This is a genomic window from Streptomyces sp. NPDC055815, from assembly GCF_053616475.1.
Genome location: NZ_JBSHDU010000043.1, coordinates 44,189 through 57,961 on the forward strand (window position 1 = coordinate 44,189; position 13,773 = coordinate 57,961).

Here is a 13,773-nt window from a genome sequence, read left to right on the forward strand (position 1 = left end):
GGACTCCAGAACATCGGGCTGTGCCCGTCGGCCTGCGTGACGGAGGGGCCGGGCGGGTCTCGATCGGGGCCGAACGGCCCATCCCCAGGAGGGCCACCACGGTGCCAGCGTGGGAGGTGCCCCTCCGGGTCCCGTGCCTGGGAGGCGTACTCCGCGGGAGGAACCATGGCCAGCGAGATCCTCACCCGACCGGACCTCGGCGTCGTCACCGTGGGAGTCGACGGTTCCCCCTCCGCGCGTACGGCCGCGCTCTGGGCCGACGCCGAGACGATCCAGGCGGTACGTGAAGCCGCGCGCGACCTGCCGGCCGACACCGCGGCCGCGGGCCATGAGGGCTTCCCGGACCTCGTCGGGCACCACGTGGAGACCGGCACGAGCATCCCGGGCCTCCTGATCGAGGCGAGCGGTCGTACCGACCTGCTCGTGAGGGGCCGTGGCCGCCGCACGCTCGGCGTCGGGCCGTCCCCGGGCCGCGTCGCCCACGCGCGCGTCCACCACTCCCGCTGCCCGGTGGAGGTCATCCCCTCCGTCTTCGTCGCGGAGGTCGGGCGGTCGTGAGCGAGGTCCTGGTCGGCATCGACCCCCGCGAACTGTCCGTCCCGGCCCTCGTCTGGGCTGCCGGCGAAGCCGCCCGCAGAGGTGCGAGGCTGCGCCTGGTCGTCGCCGTTCCCCCTGTCCACGACCGGTTCTGGTACGCCGCGGTCGGCCATCAGGGCTCCCTGCGCGTCCGAGCGGAGTCGGCGCTCGCCAACGCCGAGGACCTCGTACGGGAGCTGCACGGCGGCCTGTGGACCGCGACGGAGCTCGTCGACGGCGCCCCCGCGACCGTGCTGTGCGACAGGACACCCGACGCGGCACTCGCCGTGGTCGGCTCCTGCCGCCTGGGCAGGGCCGCCGAGGTTCTCGGCGAGGGCTCGGTGGCCGTCCCGCTGGCGGCACGCGCCGACTGCCCCGTCGTCGTGATCCGCGCACCGGAACACACGTCCGTCCACCCGCCACTGATCGTCGTCGGCGTGGACGGCAGCAGGGACTGCAGGGCAGCCGTCGCATTCGCCGCGGCGGAGGCGAGCCTGCGCGAGGCACGACTCGTGGCGGCCTGGGTGTGGCCCCGCCCCCCGCTGTCCCACGCAGACGGGGTCGAGGGCCTGGCGGACCGTCGCCGACTGCTCGCCGAGTCGGTGGCCGGCTGCGCGGACCGCTACCCGGACGTCGAGGTGAAGCAGGTGATCCTGCGCGGGCACCCTGTCGAGGAACTCACCCATGCCTCCCGCGAGGCCCTCGCGGTCGTCGTCGGACGCAGGGGCCGCGGGGGCTACTCGGGTATGCGGCTCGGTTCCACGGTCCACGGACTGCTGCACCATGCCGCCTGCCCCGTGATCGCTGTTCCGCTCCCCGGGACGGGAACGCCGGACGTCACCGCTTCCGGGGCCGACCGGCCCCGGTCCCGTACGGACCGACCGGCCCCGACGGGCTGACCCCCTCGGCACTGCGGTTCCCCCGCCCCCCGAGGCACAGTGGGAGGACCGGAACAGCCCCGGACAGCGGTCCGGACCTCCCGGAGAGGTGAGAACGATGCGGCGGATGCGGATCAGCGGCAGCCCTCAGCAGACCCGCCGGCCCCACCCTGTCGACCTGCGGACGCCTTCCGGCCGTCCGCTCCCGTACTGAGCGCGGTCAGAACGGAGTGGCCATGCCCCGCAAGACACGACGCCGTCCCGCCCGGGACGCGGAGCCGAGTCCCCGGACCGGGCGGTGGGCGGCGACGGACGAGATGCCGCCGCAGCGGCCCGGGACCGTCCCACGTCCCGTGGCGACGAACGGGCGCCCTCGGCGTCCGGTGCACACGATCCAGGTGCCCGCGGCTTTCCTCTGAGGAGCAGAACGATGACCCGAGACAAGGTGGAACGCAGGCACAGCCGCTTCCCCGACCTCAACGACTGGTTCAGCCGGGAATTCCCGGGGCTGCCCGGATGGCGCCCCGGTACCGCCGCCCACTCCATCCCCGTGGAGGTGTCCAGTGGTGACGGCGCGTATGTGCTGCGGGCCGAACTGCCGGGGATGGACCCCGACGACTTCACCATCACTGTCGAAGCCGACCTCATCACGGTGAGCGCGGAACACAGCGAGAGCGAGGAGGACAAGGAGCACTCCGAGTTCCGCTACGGGTCCTTCCGCCGCACCGTACGGCTCCCGGTGGCGATCCCCGCCGACGACGTCGACGCCTCGTACAAGGACGGCATCCTCACCGTCCGTGTCCCGATGCCGGAGGAGAAGGCCGAGACCCGACGGACCATCCCCGTACGGCGAGCCGACGACACCGGAGGGGGAGGGACGTCATGAACGCCAAGCGCGTCCCGGTCGCCCACGGCAGCAGGCACGGGGCGACGGCGGGCATCGCCGACGAGATCGGCAAGGCGCTCCGGGCCGACGGCATCGACGCGGTCGTCCTGCCGGCCGACACCGTCACCGACGTCAGCGGCTACGACGGGGTCGTCCTGGGCGGAGCCCTCTACGCCGGACGCAAAGGCGGAGACTTCCGCAACCCGACACGGGTCCGGGCATGGGCCCATCACATCGGAAGCGAGCTCGGCTCCCTGCGCTGAGCGGCACCGCTGAAGCGTCCGGCGGGCGTCCTGCCCCGGAGGTGTGCCATGTTCCACCAGAAGCCGTCGGGCCCCGAGCCCACCGCGTCCGGGAGCGGGCCCGCCAGGCGTGCCGCTCTGGTCGTGGTCCTGGCGATAGCCCTGATCTGCGGTGCCGCGGCCGCCGGGATCCTGTGGCGCACCGGGGCCAGGGCCGACCGCGAAGTCGCCGCACACCGCCACCGGGTGCAGGCGACCACCACCGCGCGGTCCGAGGACCCGCCGGCCGCCGTCCGGCCGGGCGCCGAGCCGCAGTCCGTCGCACCGGCCGTCTGGGAGTACCCGGACCACGTCCGCAGGTCCGGACCCGTCCATGTCCCGCCCAGGACGCCTCAGGGCCGCGCCGTCACCCTCTGGGTGGACGACAGGGGCGCTCCGGTGCGTCCGCCGGACACCACCGCGGACCTCGCGCTGAGCGCCGTCGCAGGCGGCACGGCTGTGGCGGGCGCCGCAGGGGCGACGGCGGCCGGCGCACTCGCCCTCGTCCGGCGGAGCGCCGAAGGCCGACGGCTCGCGGCCTGGGAGCGGGAATGGGAACAGGTGGAGCCCGTCTGGTCCGGCCGGCTCCGGCGGGGCAGCGGCCCGGGGAACGGCGATGTCTGATCGCAGCCCGGTCGAGCGGAGTCCGGCGCACGCCGTGCCCGTCCCTCGCGCCTCCGCTCTCGGCGACGCCGTCAGCGGACCTCCGCCCCCGACTCCTCGCCGCCCTGGTCGAGACGGAACGGCGGATAGGCGTCGGTCATCAGGCTCGCGTAGGCCGCGACGCGCAGGACCCAGCGGTTCAGGCCGACGATCAGGGCGAACAGATCGCGCGGATACCGTTCGGTGAAGGTCACGGTGAAGCCCGCGATGAGGGCGAGCAGGGTGATCAGGCCGCCGCTCCACCAGCCGGCACGCATGCCGCCGGTGAAGAAGGCGAGCACCAGGTAGTGGGGGATGGCGAGCAGCCACCACTTGACCAGGACCTGCGCGCGCGAGAGGCGCTCCGGGTAGGCGATGTCGAGCCGGGCCGGGTAGCCGGGTTCCGGGCCGAGGCTGAAGGGCGGGTAGCGGTCCGTGCCGAGGGCGCCGTACGCGTAGTACGAGACGCGCCAGGACCAGCGGAGCACGCCGAGGTTGAAGTCGAAGAGGGCCCGTGGGTAGCGCTCGGTGAAGAGGATGGCGAAGAACGCGATCACCGTCACGAGGACGAACGCGATCCAGAGGAAGACCAGCACGATCCAGTGGGGGAGCACCAGGATCCATTTGACCAGCCACAGCCATCGTGACAGCTTGCCGTCCAGTTCGGCCGTCACCACGACCGGCGGGTAGGGGGCGCGCAGTGTGTCCATGATCGTCACTTCCCTGGCAGGTCGTCTTCTTCGTGCGGCAGCTCGTCTTCTTCGTACGGCAGCCGGTCGACGACCCCTACGACGCCGTCGACGCTGTCGCAGAGCATGACCAACACATTCCCGAACCCGCGGCGCCGTACCGTTCCGCTGCGAATGACCCCTCCCGTAGCACTCAGAGTGCGGGTGATCACGTTCTCGACGATCTTTTCCTGGATCGCCCGGTCCCTGCGCCGGTAGAGCTGGACGAGGTCGCTGCGGCTGAGGACGCCGACGAGCCGCCCGTCGTCTTCGACGACGACACGGCTACTCCGCGCCGACGGTGAGCCCGCACCGTACGTCCACCACACCCTCGATACCGCCGGCCAGACGGGCCGCGACGGGGATGAGCTCGCTGTCGCGGACCGTACCGGACAACGTCACGACGCCGGCATCGACCCGGACGTCGACCCCGCGCTGCGAGAGCGGGAAGAGACGCTCCACGACATCGCGGCGGACCTCGGCGGCGAGGTCGTCGTCCGGGCGCAGGAAGACCTTGAGCAGGTCGGACCGGCTCACGATGCCCTGGATCGCGCCGCGCCCGTCGACGACCGGCAGCCGCTTGACGCGGTGCACGGCCATGAGGCGGGCGGCCTGCGGCAGGGACGCGTCGGAGGCGACGGTGACGGCGGGTGACGTCATCAGGTCCTCGGCCCGACTGGAGCCGGCCTTGGCCGTCGCCTCGGGGCGTCGCATCTGTTCGACGAGGCCGAGCCGGTGTTCATGGAACTCCTCCTTGAGGAGCAGGTCCGCCTCGGAGACCACGCCGATGACACGGCCCTCGCCCTCGACGACGGGGACGGCGGTCACCTTCCAGCGCTGCATCGTGGTGACGATCTCCTTGAAGTCGGCGCCGGGCAGGACTGCGACGACCTTCTTGGTCATCACGTCGGCGACGGTGAACGGCCGGCTGGTCATGGCTCTCTCCTCACCGGGCATGTGCGAGGGCTTCCGCGCTTGCGCGCGGCAAGAAGTCGTCGACGAGACGGCCGGGGGCGTGCGCGTCCCGGCGGCGACGCGCAGCGCCTCCGCCGCGGCCGGTTCGCCGCAGCGGGTGCCCCCGGCCGTCCCAGGTCCCCGGAGACAACCGGCGCATGGCCGTCCTCCAGACGGGCCAGGCGCTCCCGGTTGCGGCGCCGCGGGTTCGCGAAACCCTGGAAGAGACCACAGTCGACGAGGATCCGTGCGTGGTCGCCCTCGACCAGGAACTTGCCGCCGGTGACCGTTCCCACCCCGCCCAGGAACGTGAGCAGGGCGGGCCGTGGCGTGGCGAGGGGCGCAGCGCCGGGAGCAGGGGCGGTGTGCGGGGCTGCCTCGGACATGGTCGGCCCTCCTTCGGAAGGTGGTCCGCTCTCCACCGTCGCACCGGACCCCGCGGCCTGCAGGGCCCGACCGGTCCCTTCCTGGGGGCCGACCGGCACATGCGCCGCCACGGCACGGCGGCTGAGCCTGATCGAGGAGGACACCCGAACGCACCGTGAGGAAGTGGGTGGGAGCCATGAAGGCAGCCGTCTTCGAGGGACCGGGCTCGATCGCCTGGCGGGACGTGCCCGACCCGGGAATGAAAGACCCCGGCGACGCGATCGTAAGAGTCGACGTCGTCACCATCTGCGGCACCGATCTGCACATCCTCAAGGGCGACGTCCCGGAGGTGACGCCCGGCCGGGTGCTCGGCCACGAGGCCGTGGGCACGGTGGTCGAGACCGGCCGGGACGTCCGTACCGTACGGCCGGGGGACCGCGTCCTGATCTCCTGCATCTCGGCCTGCGGCCGCTGCCGCTTCTGCCGCGAGGGCCGCTACGGCCAGTGCGCCGGCGGAGGAGGTTGGGTCCTCGGACACACCCTCGACGGCACGCAGGCGGAGTACGTACGGGTGCCGTTCGCCGACCTGTCCGTGCACCCGCTGCCGAACGCGGTCGACAGCTTCGACGCCGTCCTGCTCGCGGACATCTTCCCCACCGCCTACGAGGTGGGCGTCCTCAACGGCGGGGTACGGCCGGCCGACACGGTCGTCGTGGTCGGCGCGGGTCCCATCGGCCTCGCCGCCGTCGCCACGGCACGGCTCTACAGCCCCGGCCGCATCATCGCCGTCGACCTCGACGAGTCCCGGCTCGCAGCCGCGCGCAGGCTCGGCGCCGAAGCCACCGTGACCGTCGGCGAAGAACCGGAGCAGCTCGTCGAGGATCTGACGGAGGGTCTGGGCGCCGACGTCGCGATCGAGGCGGTCGGGGTTCCCGAGACCTTCGAGATGTGCACCCGTATGGTCCGGCCCGCCGGCCGGGTCGCGAACATCGGGGTCCACGGCAAGCCAGCGGTGCTCCACCTCGAGGACCTGTGGATCAGGGACATCACCATCACCACGGGCCTCGTGGACACGTCGTCCACTCCGATGCTGCTGCGCATGATGGCCGCCGGCCGGCTGCCGGCGGCGGAGCTGGTCACCCACCGCTTCGAACTGGGGCAGATGGAGGAGGCGTACGACGTGTTCGGCCGCGCGGCCGACACCGGCGCACTGAAAGTCACGCTCGGTGGCCCGCAGCACACGGCCCTCCAGGCCCCTGCACCTCCGGTGGCCGGATGAACGGGGGTTCGTCGACGGCCAGTTCGACGGCCAGCCGCCTCGGCGCCCGGCACGGACGCCGTGTCGCCGGGGCGACCGGTGGGGAAGGCCACTCAGTCGAAGGCGAGCACCTCGGAGACCGGCCTCCGCGGGGTGGACCGGCCCCGGGGCCCGTAGCCCAGGCGGATCACCATGTGGACGTAGCCGATCGAGGAACTCGGGTCACGCGCTTCGGCGCGGAGTTCGGGCCATTCGAGAGGCTGGGACATGAGGGAGTTGGAGAGACCGTCGAGGGTGGCCCGGAGCAGCACGTGCTGCATCGCCTGGCCCGCCTTCAGCCAGTCTCTCGGGGTGTCCTTGGCCGTGCCCAGGAGGGCGATCAGGGGGCGCTTCTCGAACCGGACGGAGGGGCGGCCGGTCACACGGCGGGCGACGTCGAAGTTCCGGACCGGAGCGGTCACGTCGTACTGGCGTGGGCCGAGGGCGTACGAGGGGATGCCCTCGGCCGCGTCTCCCTCGTCGGCCGCGCCCGTCCGGATCCAGGCAGCGATCTCCGCCCGGACCGAGGTGTCCGCGGACTCGAACAGCTCGGCGACGTGCTGGAGGCCCAGGACGGTGTCGGCGTGCCACGCTCCCGGCAGGACCAGGCGACACCCTTCCAGGAGGGCGGCGGCCTGGAGGCCGTCCAGGATCTCCGGGGGTATCTGCTCGTCGGTGAAGGGGAACCGGCTGGTGTGCCTGCTCCGCAGGGCAGGGTGGAGTGCGGCCAGGTCGTCGTCGACGGGGGCCTGCGGCAGCTGCACGTCGGCGAGGTGCCAGGGGTCGTCGCGGCGGGGCAGCAACCGGGTCACAGCCCTCCGGCCGTGGTGAGCGGCGGCGACGCGCAGGTTGAACAGGGCCGCGCCGCAGCCGAGGTGGAGGGCGCGGTGGTCGGGGTCCTCGCGCGGCATCTCGCGCGAGGGGTCACCGTGCAGCGCGACGGTGTCGGTGCCGGCACGGTGGACGAACTTCCACGGCTGGGCGTTGTGCATCGACGGTGCGGTGATGGCGTCCTCGACCATCGAGGTCACGAGCGCCCGGGGCAGATCGGTGGTGGTCACGGCTCTTCCTGCCTGTGTGCGGGGGTTCATGGGATGCGTTCGAAGGCGTCGTGTGCGGTCCGCGCGGCGGGCGCGGACCGGGTGTCGTCCTCCTGGGCGGAGATGCGGTCCACGATCGCGACGACGCCGTCGACACGTTCGGTGAGGTTCACGAGCAGCCGTGCCTGGCTGTGCCACCGGAGGCGGCCTGCCAGGGTCACCACACCGTCCAGGACGTGCACGTCCACCGCGTCGGCGGGCAGGCCCATGACGTCGGAGAGGACGTCCTCGCGCACGCGGTGCCGTATCTCCGCGTCCGGACGGAGATACACGCACAGCAGATCGCGCCGGGTCACGATGCCCACCAGCCGCTCCTCCTCGTCGACCACCGGAAGGCGCTCGACTCCGCGCCGCACCATCAGACGGGCCGCGTCCGCCACCGACTGCTCGGCGTGCACGGTGACGGCCGGCTCGGTCATCAGAGCCCGCGCGATCGGCTCCCGGGCGGCCAGGAGGTCGCTCTCGGACACGACGCCGAGCACGTGGTCGTCCTCGTCCACGACGGGGATTCCGGTGATGTCGTGTTCGGCGAGCAGCTTCGCCACTTCCTTGAACGAGGCCCCAGGGGTGGCCGAGACCACGTCGGCGGTCATCAGGCCGCCGACCTTCATGTGCTTCATCGCCGCGCCTCCTGTTCGCGCGTGCCGCTGCCGTGCGCTGTTCCGTGTCACCACCCTGATCGGACGGCCGGCGCTCGGCGAGGGCCGAACGGTCCACAGCGGGGCCCGATCGGACTCGGACCCGGCGCGCGCCCCGAGGGGACCTCTGGTCCCCGTACTTGCCCCCAGCGGCCCTCCGACGGCGCCGCCCTCCCTCCGCACTGCCGGCCGCCGCCGCGCTGTACGTGCCCTTCCTACGCCCGGACCGCGTTCAGGCGGCCCTGCCCAGCAGGAACGGCCCGGGCATCCGGACTACCGTGAAACCGGGCGCGACGGGTGTCGTGCGCGCGCTTGACGCGACCGGAGGCTGCGATGGGCCGGGAGAACACCGGATCCGCGGACACGCGGCTGCCACGATTGAGACTGGACGAACTCCTCGACGAGCTCCAGGCACGCGTCGACGAGGTCCGGGGCACCAGGGACCGGCTCAACGGGCTCCTGGAAGCGGTCATGTCGGTCGGTCGCGGCCTCGACCTGCCCCAGGTGCTGAGCGGCATCGTGGAGGCGGCTGTCTCCCTGGTGGACGCCGAGTACGGGGCTCTGGGAGTCATCGGCGACGACCGGAAGCTCTCCGAATTCGTCCCCATCGGCATCGAGGAGGAGCTGCGCGAGCGGATCGGCGCCTTGCCGTCCGGCCACGGCATCCTCGGCGAGCTGATCCGCCACCCGCAGCCGCTGCGCCTCTCGGAGCTGTCCGAGCACTCTGCCTCGTACGGCTTCCCGGCTCACCATCCGCCGATGCACACGTTCCTCGGCGTCCCGATCCGCGTGCGCGACGAGGTGTTCGGGAACCTCTACCTCACCGAGAAGCGCGGCGGGGCCGACTTCGACGCGGAGGACGAGGCCGTCGTCACGACCCTGGCCGTCGCGGCCGGCATCGCCATCGAGAACGCCCGCCTCTACGAGGAAGGACGGCTGCGTCAGCGCTGGCTGGCCGCCAGCTCCGACTTCACCAGCGCTCTTCTGTCCGGCGCGGAGGAGACCGAGGTCCTCGGCGGCATGCTGGAGCGGGCCGTGGACATCGCCGGCGCCGACATCGGGGTCTTCTACCTGCTCGGACCGGGGGGAGAGCTGCGCGGCTCGCTGGCCTGCGGCGAGGGCGCCGAGGCACACCGGGGCGTCGTGCTGCCCAGTGTCGAGGGAACCCTCGCCGCCGCGGCTTTGACCCGGGACGGTCTGACCACCGTGGCCGACGTGGGGAACGATCCTCGTATCACGGTGCAGCCCGAACGATGGAAGGGACTCGGGCCGGCGGTGGCCGTCACCTTGGGCACGAAGGAACGCCTGAGCGGTGTGCTCATCCTCGCGCGATCCGCAGGTCGCTCCCCCTTCACGGGTGTGGAGATCAGCGTCCTGCCCGGCTTCGCCGGGCAGGCGGCCCTCGCCCTCGAACTGGCCGACCGTCGACGCGACGCCGAGCAGGTCAGCCTCCTGGAGGACCGCGACCGGATCGCCCGCGACCTGCACGACCTCGCGATCCAGCGACTGTTCGCCACCGGCATGACCCTGCAGAGCGCACGCCGATTCGTCGAGCACCCGGAGGCCGCGGACCGGCTGACCCGGGCGATCGACGATCTCGACTCCACGATCAAGATCATCCGCGCGACCATCTTCGGCCTGCGGGAGCACGACACTCCGGGAACGGCGCCGAGGCTCAGGAACCGCGTCGTGAAGGCGGTCGACGCGGCGGTGTCGACGCTCGGCTTCACCCCGGCGCTGCGCATGGAAGGCCTTCTCGACACGGACGTGCCGCCCGAGGTGGCCGACGAGGTGGTCGCGGTCATCGGCGAAGCCCTCACCAACGTGGCGCGCCACGCGAACGCCCGCCGCGCGGAGGTGTCCGTCGTCGTCGAGGAAGGCGTCCTCGCGGTGACGGTGAGCGACGACGGAGTGGGCCTGCGGCCGGGTGGCGCGCGCAGCGGACTGCGGAACCTCGCCGAACGGGCCGAACGCCTGCACGGTGAGCTGTCGCTCCGCGCGCGGCCGGCACCGACCGGCGGCACGCTGCTCGAATGGCGTATCCCACTGCCGGCCGGACGCGACTGAGACGCCGATCTACCTCGCGTCCGCTTCGTGCTCGTGGGCCTGTGCGGCGATCACGGCCGCCTGCACCCGCCGCTCCACACCCAGCTTGCCGAGCAGCCGCGAGATGTGGTTCTTGACCGTCTTCTCCGACAGGTACAGCTGCTTCGCGATCTGCCGGTTGGTGAGCCCCTCACCGATCAGGTCGAGCACCGAACGCTCCCGCTCGGACAGCACCGCGAGCCGCTCGTCCTCCGGCGGCCTGGCCGCCAGGGGATCCCGCAGCGAATGCATGAGCCGAGCGGTGGTGGCGGGGTCGAGCATCGACTGGCCCGTGGCCACGGTCCGTACCGCCGACACCAGATCGGAGCCCTTGATCTGCTTGAGCACGTACCCGGCGGCCCCGGCCATGATCGCGTCGATGAGGGCGTCCTCGTCGTCGAACGAGGTCAGCATCAGGCATGCGAGTTCGGGCATCCGTGAGCGCAGCTCGCGGCAGAGCGAGATCCCGTCGCCGTCCGGCAGCCGTACGTCGAGCACGGCCACGTCCGGCCGCAGGGCGGGCCCCCTGGCCAGCGCCTGGTCCACGCCCGACGCCTCCCCGACGACCTCCATGTCTGTTTCGTCGTCGATCAGATCACGCAGGCCCCGTCGGACCACTTCGTGATCGTCCACGAGGAAGACCCGCGTGGGCGATGCGGCTGTCGGCAGCTCGGTCATGGCGACCCCTGCGGTCGATGGGTTCCTGCCCGCCCCTACGAGGATTGTCCGTCGAGATGCATGCGTACGTCGACCACGCCCTCCACGGCCCGCACGGCGCGCGCGAGCAGTGGCACCAGGGCCCGGTCGAGGAGCGCACCACGCAGAGTGGCCACACCTTCCACCACGTCGACGTCCAGGTCCGCGAGGGCGGCCGACCCGCCGAGTACCGTACGACGGATCTCCGCCTCGATCTCCTCGTCCGTGCGCAGGAACACCTTGAGCAGGTCGCTGCGGCTGACGACCCCCTCCAGCATCCCGATCTCGTTCACCACCGGCAGCCGCTTCACCTTCCGCCGCGCCATGATCCGCGCGGCCTCGGCGAGCGAGGCGTCGGGATGTACGGTCACGGCCGGACTCGACATGAGCTCCACGGCGTGCACGGCCCCGGCCTTCGCGGCTTCGGGGAACTCGTCCGGACGCGGATCGACGCCCCGGAACTCCTCCTTCGGCAGCAGGTCTGCCTCCGACACGACCCCGATGACGCGCCCCTCGCCCTCAAGGACGGGCAGCGCGCTCACCTTCCACTCGTCCATGAGCGCGACGATCTCCTTGTAGGACGCGTCACGGCCGATCGCGATGGCGGTGTGTGTCATGACGTCACTGACGGTGTAGCGCGAGGAGGGCATCGTGTGCTCCTCAGGACGGAGGCTTCGACGGGTCTTCCCTACCGAGTCTCCCCCGGAGGGCCGGGTGCGAGGAGGGCCGGATGGCCCAGTCGGCAGAGGAGTGTCGTGCCGTCGATGAGTTGCCGAGCGGGCCGAGGCAGGGTGAACCTTCCGAGCGGCCGGAGGCAGCTGCGGCGGCCAGGTCGTCGTAGAAGCGGGGACCTCTGCCCAGCGAGTGCTGGAGCCCCGGGGTGCGGTGCGGTGCGGTTGTCGGTGGACGAGGTGGTCTTCGAGCGGTACTGGTCACCGAGGGCCGGGACGTGGTGGGGGACCACGGGCTGTGGCCGCGCAAGGACCGTGACGCGATGAAGATGCTGGTGGAGTCGGCCGGCGGGCGGTGGCGGCTCATGTACTTCCCGGTCGGGCGCCACGAACTGCTGGTCCCACTCGCCGGAGACGATCTTGCGTGGGTCGCCCTGGAGGAGCAGGTGGGTGAGGTGCGCGCCGAGCCGGAAGGCCGGCACCAGCCCAGGACCCGGGCGCCACGGGGCCAGGCTGTCGTCGGCCGCGACGCGGTCGAGCATCAGCCCGCCCACCACCTTCCGCCCGGCGTCCTCGACCTGGTCGACCACGTCGGTGAGCGGGACGGGATAGGTCTGGAACTCCTCGGCGTCAGCGATCAGATGCCAGCCGGCCAGGGCCTTCTCGCGCAGGCGCGAAGGCTTGAGGCTCGGGTCAGTCCTGGGTCCCGGGGATGTACGTGAACAGGTGGTCCGCCTCCGTGAGCTCCAGGATTCTGATCATCTGGTGGCTGGGTGCCGCCAGGACGAGGTGCTGTCCCCGTTCCAGTGCCCACAGTCTGGCTGTCAGCAGGACATTGAGTCCTGAGGAGTCGCAGAAGGAGGAGTTCTGCAGGTCGACGACGATGTCCGAGCCCGCCGGGGCACTGGTCAGGGCTGCCCTGAGTGAGGCGCGTAGCTCTTCCGCGTGTTCCAGGTCCATTTCACCGCTCACGCGTACCACGTTCCGACCGGGGTCCGCGGGTGGAGTCGGGTGACCTGTGTGCACAGTGCCGGCGGCCATGGTGCACCTCCTGTGTGACGCCCGGCTTCTGCCCCGCGCGCGTGCGCCTATGCCTGTGCAGGTCATGCCGGTGCCGTATCACCAAGCCAACGAGACGCGGGGCGGCGCGCTCTTCTCGATGAGCTCACGAGCCGCTCCGACGGGGCAGTACGTCCAGCAGTTCGAGCAGGTACAGGAAGGCCTGGGCCATCGGCGCGCCCGTGGTGTCCTCGCTCACCCGCTCCCAGTCGATCCGTTCGCGTAGCCCTCGTGCCAGCGGCAGCAGAGGGCCGAAGTCGCAGTGGTGCTCGGAGAGCGCGAGGAGACGGGAGGCCATGAGGTCGGTCGGCGCGAGCACGGGCATGTGCACGGAGTCCACCGGCAGCGTCTGGGCGCGGGCCAGGAGTTCGGCCGTGACGGGTCGCCCGGCGAGCGAGAAGATCAGGTCGATCTCCTCCCCGCCCGCACGGGCCTTCACCAGCCAGTCCTCGGGCGGGTCGACGATCCGGACGCCGCGCTCCCGCAAGGACTCCGTGACGACCTCGGCGTCCTCGCGCAGGAGCGCGAAGTCCGTGTCGTGCTGGAGCCGGACCGGGATGCCGTGCGCGTACGCGGCGACACTGCCGACCAGGGCGAACGGGCGCCCGGATGCCTTCAGCGCGGCCCCGACCTCCTTCGTCGTCTCCAGGATCGCCTGCGTGTGATCGAGGGGCAGGGAGGGGGGCGGGGTGTGCGGCGCTCCCTGAGGGAGGAGGTCCGATGCGTCCACCGCCGGCTGTGCGGCCGGGCCTTCCGTGAGATCCATGGCCTGCTCCTCTCCTCGCAGCCGGTGGCGATGGCCTCGTGGGGGACGGACCTGCGTCTACCCACCCCCGGGAAACCCACCCGTGCCGACCGGTTCGGGTCGCACCGCGGTGGGCAGTCGCCGGTGCGGACCGGCCCGGCGAGCGGCCGG

General features: G+C 72.0%; 17 protein-coding genes. 8 read left to right on the plus strand and 9 right to left on the minus strand.

The features are described 5' to 3' along the window. Positions 1 to 165: 165 nt before the first annotated feature. The 5 genes from ACWGN5_RS25525 to ACWGN5_RS25545 all read left to right on the plus strand — a co-directional run bounded on the left by ACWGN5_RS25525 (position 166) and on the right by ACWGN5_RS25545 (position 3,245). Complete coding sequence (locus ACWGN5_RS25525) at positions 166 to 558, plus strand: hypothetical protein (RefSeq protein ID WP_453519130.1); 393 nt, start codon at positions 166 to 168, stop codon at positions 556 to 558. Beyond that, a complete protein-coding gene (locus tag ACWGN5_RS25530) occupies positions 555 to 1,475 on the plus strand; it encodes a universal stress protein (protein ID WP_453519132.1) in 921 nt (306 codons plus the stop codon). The genes ACWGN5_RS25525 and ACWGN5_RS25530 overlap by 4 nt, the downstream gene beginning before the upstream one ends. A gap of 409 nt (positions 1,476 to 1,884) precedes the next feature. Further along, positions 1,885 to 2,340 (plus strand): Hsp20/alpha crystallin family protein, encoded by a 456-nt coding sequence (locus tag ACWGN5_RS25535; RefSeq protein ID WP_453519133.1) that lies wholly within the window; start codon positions 1,885 to 1,887, stop codon positions 2,338 to 2,340. Continuing rightward, positions 2,337 to 2,603 (plus strand): flavodoxin domain-containing protein, encoded by a 267-nt coding sequence (locus ACWGN5_RS25540; RefSeq protein ID WP_453519136.1) that lies wholly within the window; start codon positions 2,337 to 2,339, stop codon positions 2,601 to 2,603. The genes ACWGN5_RS25535 and ACWGN5_RS25540 overlap by 4 nt, the downstream gene beginning before the upstream one ends. Before the next feature lie 48 nt (positions 2,604 to 2,651). Next, positions 2,652 to 3,245 (plus strand): Rv1733c family protein, encoded by a 594-nt coding sequence (locus ACWGN5_RS25545; RefSeq protein WP_453519138.1) that lies wholly within the window; start codon positions 2,652 to 2,654, stop codon positions 3,243 to 3,245. Between the two features lie 71 nt (positions 3,246 to 3,316). Here the strand turns inward: ACWGN5_RS25545 and ACWGN5_RS25550 are convergent, their stop codons facing one another. Genes ACWGN5_RS25550 through ACWGN5_RS25560 form a run of 3 tightly spaced genes read right to left on the minus strand, consistent with a single transcriptional unit; the run spans position 3,317 to position 4,927 of the window. Then, complete coding sequence (locus tag ACWGN5_RS25550) at positions 3,317 to 3,973, minus strand: DUF4389 domain-containing protein (RefSeq protein WP_453519141.1); 657 nt, start codon at positions 3,971 to 3,973, stop codon at positions 3,317 to 3,319. Between the two features lie 5 nt (positions 3,974 to 3,978). Beyond that, entirely contained in the window at positions 3,979 to 4,320 is a 342-nt protein-coding gene (locus ACWGN5_RS25555) for a CBS domain-containing protein (RefSeq protein WP_453519143.1), read from the minus strand. Continuing rightward, entirely contained in the window at positions 4,277 to 4,927 is a 651-nt protein-coding gene (locus ACWGN5_RS25560; RefSeq protein ID WP_453519146.1) for a CBS domain-containing protein, read from the minus strand. Before ACWGN5_RS25560 ends, ACWGN5_RS25555 begins: the two co-directional genes overlap by 44 nt. A gap of 580 nt (positions 4,928 to 5,507) precedes the next feature. On the opposite strand from ACWGN5_RS25560, the gene ACWGN5_RS25565 reads away from it, so the two are divergent. Beyond that, positions 5,508 to 6,590, plus strand: coding sequence for a zinc-dependent alcohol dehydrogenase family protein (locus ACWGN5_RS25565; RefSeq protein WP_453519148.1), 1,083 nt, complete (start codon positions 5,508 to 5,510; stop codon positions 6,588 to 6,590). Positions 6,591 to 6,682: 92 nt separating this feature from the next. Here the strand turns inward: ACWGN5_RS25565 and ACWGN5_RS25570 are convergent, their stop codons facing one another. Both ACWGN5_RS25570 and ACWGN5_RS25575 read right to left on the minus strand, forming a co-directional pair. Continuing rightward, positions 6,683 to 7,669 carry an Acg family FMN-binding oxidoreductase gene (locus ACWGN5_RS25570; RefSeq protein WP_453519150.1) on the minus strand — a complete coding sequence of 329 codons (987 nt, stop codon included), beginning with the start codon at positions 7,667 to 7,669 and terminating at the stop codon, positions 6,683 to 6,685. A 26-nt stretch (positions 7,670 to 7,695) separates the two neighbouring features. Continuing rightward, entirely contained in the window at positions 7,696 to 8,328 is a 633-nt protein-coding gene (locus ACWGN5_RS25575; RefSeq protein WP_453519153.1) for a CBS domain-containing protein, read from the minus strand. A gap of 351 nt (positions 8,329 to 8,679) precedes the next feature. On the opposite strand from ACWGN5_RS25575, the gene ACWGN5_RS25580 reads away from it, so the two are divergent. Next, positions 8,680 to 10,413 (plus strand): GAF domain-containing protein, encoded by a 1,734-nt coding sequence (locus tag ACWGN5_RS25580; protein WP_453519155.1) that lies wholly within the window; start codon positions 8,680 to 8,682, stop codon positions 10,411 to 10,413. 9 nt (positions 10,414 to 10,422) lie between these two features. On the opposite strand, the gene ACWGN5_RS25585 is transcribed toward ACWGN5_RS25580, so the two are convergent. Beyond that, positions 10,423 to 11,109 carry a response regulator gene (locus tag ACWGN5_RS25585; protein WP_453519158.1) on the minus strand — a complete coding sequence of 229 codons (687 nt, stop codon included), beginning with the start codon at positions 11,107 to 11,109 and terminating at the stop codon, positions 10,423 to 10,425. Between the two features lie 35 nt (positions 11,110 to 11,144). After that, entirely contained in the window at positions 11,145 to 11,777 is a 633-nt protein-coding gene (locus ACWGN5_RS25590) for a CBS domain-containing protein (protein WP_453519161.1), read from the minus strand. A 344-nt stretch (positions 11,778 to 12,121) separates the two neighbouring features. Here ACWGN5_RS25590 and ACWGN5_RS25595 point away from each other — a divergent pair, with 344 nt between their 5' ends. After that, on the plus strand, positions 12,122 to 12,520 hold the full coding sequence (locus ACWGN5_RS25595) for a hypothetical protein (RefSeq protein WP_453519163.1): 399 nt from the start codon (positions 12,122 to 12,124) through the stop codon (positions 12,518 to 12,520). On the opposite strand, the gene ACWGN5_RS25600 is transcribed toward ACWGN5_RS25595, so the two are convergent. Both ACWGN5_RS25600 and ACWGN5_RS25605 read right to left on the minus strand, forming a co-directional pair. Beyond that, positions 12,492 to 12,770, minus strand: a complete 279-nt coding sequence (locus ACWGN5_RS25600; RefSeq protein ID WP_453519165.1) for an STAS domain-containing protein — start codon at positions 12,768 to 12,770, stop codon at positions 12,492 to 12,494. The genes ACWGN5_RS25595 and ACWGN5_RS25600 overlap by 29 nt on opposite strands. Before the next feature lie 193 nt (positions 12,771 to 12,963). Beyond that, positions 12,964 to 13,623: a nucleotidyltransferase family protein gene (locus ACWGN5_RS25605; protein WP_453519167.1), complete on the minus strand. Its 660-nt coding sequence runs from the start codon at positions 13,621 to 13,623 to the stop codon at positions 12,964 to 12,966. Positions 13,624 to 13,773: the final 150 nt, after the last annotated feature.

What these genes read in the sequence shown, in the direction of transcription:
- ACWGN5_RS25525 (WP_453519130.1), top strand. Translation starts at nt 166, where the DNA reads ATGGCCAGCGAGATCCTCACCCGACCGGACCTCGGCGTCGTCACCGTG.
- ACWGN5_RS25535 (WP_453519133.1), top strand. Translation starts at nt 1,885, where the DNA reads ATGACCCGAGACAAGGTGGAACGCAGGCACAGCCGCTTCCCCGACCTC.
- ACWGN5_RS25540 (WP_453519136.1), top strand. Translation starts at nt 2,337, where the DNA reads ATGAACGCCAAGCGCGTCCCGGTCGCCCACGGCAGCAGGCACGGGGCG.
- ACWGN5_RS25545 (WP_453519138.1), top strand. Translation starts at nt 2,652, where the DNA reads ATGTTCCACCAGAAGCCGTCGGGCCCCGAGCCCACCGCGTCCGGGAGC.
- ACWGN5_RS25550 (WP_453519141.1), bottom strand. Translation starts at nt 3,973, where the DNA reads ATGGACACACTGCGCGCCCCCTACCCGCCGGTCGTGGTGACGGCCGAA.
- ACWGN5_RS25560 (WP_453519146.1), bottom strand. Translation starts at nt 4,927, where the DNA reads ATGACCAGCCGGCCGTTCACCGTCGCCGACGTGATGACCAAGAAGGTC.
- ACWGN5_RS25565 (WP_453519148.1), top strand. Translation starts at nt 5,508, where the DNA reads ATGAAGGCAGCCGTCTTCGAGGGACCGGGCTCGATCGCCTGGCGGGAC.
- ACWGN5_RS25575 (WP_453519153.1), bottom strand. Translation starts at nt 8,328, where the DNA reads ATGAAGCACATGAAGGTCGGCGGCCTGATGACCGCCGACGTGGTCTCG.
- ACWGN5_RS25580 (WP_453519155.1), top strand. Translation starts at nt 8,680, where the DNA reads ATGGGCCGGGAGAACACCGGATCCGCGGACACGCGGCTGCCACGATTG.
- ACWGN5_RS25585 (WP_453519158.1), bottom strand. Translation starts at nt 11,109, where the DNA reads ATGACCGAGCTGCCGACAGCCGCATCGCCCACGCGGGTCTTCCTCGTG.
- ACWGN5_RS25590 (WP_453519161.1), bottom strand. Translation starts at nt 11,777, where the DNA reads ATGCCCTCCTCGCGCTACACCGTCAGTGACGTCATGACACACACCGCC.
- ACWGN5_RS25595 (WP_453519163.1), top strand. Translation starts at nt 12,122, where the DNA reads ATGAAGATGCTGGTGGAGTCGGCCGGCGGGCGGTGGCGGCTCATGTAC.
- ACWGN5_RS25605 (WP_453519167.1), bottom strand. Translation starts at nt 13,623, where the DNA reads ATGGATCTCACGGAAGGCCCGGCCGCACAGCCGGCGGTGGACGCATCG.